General features: G+C 63.1%; 1 pseudogene. It reads left to right on the top strand.

The features are described 5' to 3' along the window. Positions 1 to 196: 196 nt before the first annotated feature. Positions 197 to 553, top strand: a pseudogene (locus MAMT_RS11630) (hypothetical protein); the annotation flags it as partial.

Genomic DNA, 553 nt, shown 5'->3' on the forward strand with positions numbered 1-553 from the left:
ATTGGTCGGCGGCAGCGGCTCCAGGAAAAGCTGGAGGAAGCGCAACGCCGGTTAGAGGAGCGGGCCAAGGAGCGAGCGGAAGGTAGAGGAACGGGAAGCCCGCAAGGGAAGTGCCAAAGGCCGGCACATTCAGCTTCCGGAGGAGAAGCCTGGGGCGGAGGAACAAAGCAACCTGACCGATCCCGAGAGCCGGCTGATGCGCAAGAGCCGGAACGAAGCCTTTGAACAGAGCTACAATGCGCAGGCGGCCGTGGATGCGGACGGGAGTGCCTTGGTGTTTTCGGCTCGGGTGAGCGTCTGCGCCAACGATACCGGCGAGTGGGAAGCCGACGTTCGAGCCATTCCTACGGAAGCCGGTCAGGTCCGTGCGGTGCTGGTGGACACGGGATATGCCAATGGAGAGCAGGTCGAGGCTCTGCAGGCGGAGGGAATCGAAGTCTACTGTCCGATGAGGGCCGAAGCTCTGGAATGCCGTCGGCGATACGAGTTTCGGCCCACCGATCGTCGCCCGAGAGAAGCCCGTGGCGCATACCGACCTGTGAAGGCGCAAGAT

Origin of the sequence: Methylacidimicrobium tartarophylax (assembly GCF_902143375.2) — a bacterium.
In the GTDB taxonomy this organism is placed as follows: domain Bacteria; phylum Verrucomicrobiota; class Verrucomicrobiia; order Methylacidiphilales; family Methylacidiphilaceae; genus Methylacidimicrobium; species Methylacidimicrobium tartarophylax.